Below are 1,857 nucleotides of genomic sequence, written 5' to 3' on the forward strand. Positions count from 1 at the left end.
CGGATATTGGTGGCGTGACCATGGAGCAAGTCCATGTTGTGCAAGGTCACCGGGATATACCTGCCCTGCTGAATGCTACTCCGATTAAAGAGCAGGATACTCCAGAAACTATTGGTGCTATTGAAGCGGATCAGGAGTCATCGGCGGCGCGCTACCAAAGGCTGGAGGCCAGTCCTACTGCTCGTCGACTGCGGGCTCTGTTTATGCCAGATGGTCAGATTAAGCCGCAGAGTCTGCAAGGATTGATACACCAGTCGGGCCTCACCTCGGCACAAGTGCTCGCTTGGCTGGACCTGCTGTCCGGTACCAAGAATGCGGATGGGATATCATTCCTGCCCTTGCGTGCGCACCTATTCCATAACGTTATTCCGGCAGTTCGAGCTTGCGTTGATCGCCATTGTTCACATAAAACCGGTACAGCTTTGGATCATGACGAATGGCCATTTGGCATGGTTTATCTGGAGGAGCGCACGCACTGTCGTTGCGGTGCGCCACTCATGCCGTTGGTTTCCTGCGGGGAGTGCAACGAAAACTTCTTACAGGCAAAGCCCACCAGCAATGGCAAACTAATTGATGCAACACAGCAACACGTTGATGAGTTTTCTCTCGATGAAGAGCCCACGGATGGTGAAGAGAAAACGGATACAGACAATGATGTTTTGAGCACCATTCTGATCAGTAATCGCGCTGTTGAGCATAGCCACCTTGAGTTTCTTGACAAAACCACGCAGCATCTCGGTGGCTCTGAAGATGACAGTATTAAACTACAGGTATTCCAGAGCAGTAACAATGAGTGCCCTTGTTGCGGTACCACCATCAAAGGTCGCAGCCTGATGCGCCCTGCCCGAATCGGTACACCATTCACCTTGAGTACCGTGATTGGCACTCTGCTCGAATTCTGCCCACAAGATCAAATGCCCGCTGAAAAGCCATTTCAGGGGCGTAAGTTAATATCCTTTACCGATTCCCGACAGGGCACTGCACGTATTGCTGTGAAGTTGCAGCAGGATTCTGAACGGAACCGGATTCGCGGATTGGTATATCAACGTTTGCTTCACTCACAGCCAGTCAATCCACTATCACCTGATCAACAAGACAAGCTGAGACTCCTTGAATCCAAAAAGGTCAGCGATAGTCTCGATGACTCTGAAGAAATGTTGCTAGAGATTTTGCAAGCTAAGCAAGCCAACGCATCAACTGGCGCAGAAATAAGCTGGACCGATATGGTCAATTATCTGGCTAGCACACCAGAGCTTCAGATGGGCATGCTTGATTATTACAATAACCTTGCACCGAATACTTTTGGCGGGGAGGGCAGCGTCGCACTGGCCGGAATGCTACTAGCCCGCGAGTTTTACCGCCGACCGAAACGCGCCAACAGCTTAGAAACATTGGGGCTGGTTCAGGTCTACTATCCCGGATTAAGCAGCATCACCAGTAAGCCCATGGCGTGGCCTGCACACCTTGGAGTCGATTCCTGGCGTGCCTATCTGAAGATGCTGCTGGACTTTTATGTTCGTGAAAATACCATCCTGAATATTGATCAACGATGGCAGTCACTGATTGGTGCACGCATTCGTCCTAAATGGGTTATGCCTCCGGTAATCGGAAAAAAACCAGAAAAATTACCGGGCCGCTTTGTACGCTGGCCCTCGGTTAACACGGTGAATGGCATTCAATCGCGGGCCATCTTGATACTCTGCAAGGCTTTCGATTGGTCAACTGAACATCATCAGGATCAGATTGACTCGATTTTAAGCGAGGCTTGGCAGGCTCTGACCCAGCAGGCAAACCTGCTGACTACGGCTGGCGATGGCTACCAACTCAACCTCAATGCCCTTAGTTTCCGACTACCCG

Annotated in this window: 1 protein-coding gene; it reads left to right on the forward strand. The window is 50.8% G+C overall.

Going from position 1 to position 1,857, the window contains the following annotated elements; all coding sequences use genetic code 11:
* Window positions 1-203 precede the first annotated feature (203 nt).
* Window positions 204-1,857: hypothetical protein (locus IBX50_RS20290; RefSeq protein WP_292258203.1), on the forward strand; the 1,654-nt coding region annotated here is incomplete at its 3' end.

Source organism: Marinospirillum sp. (genome assembly GCF_014859565.1).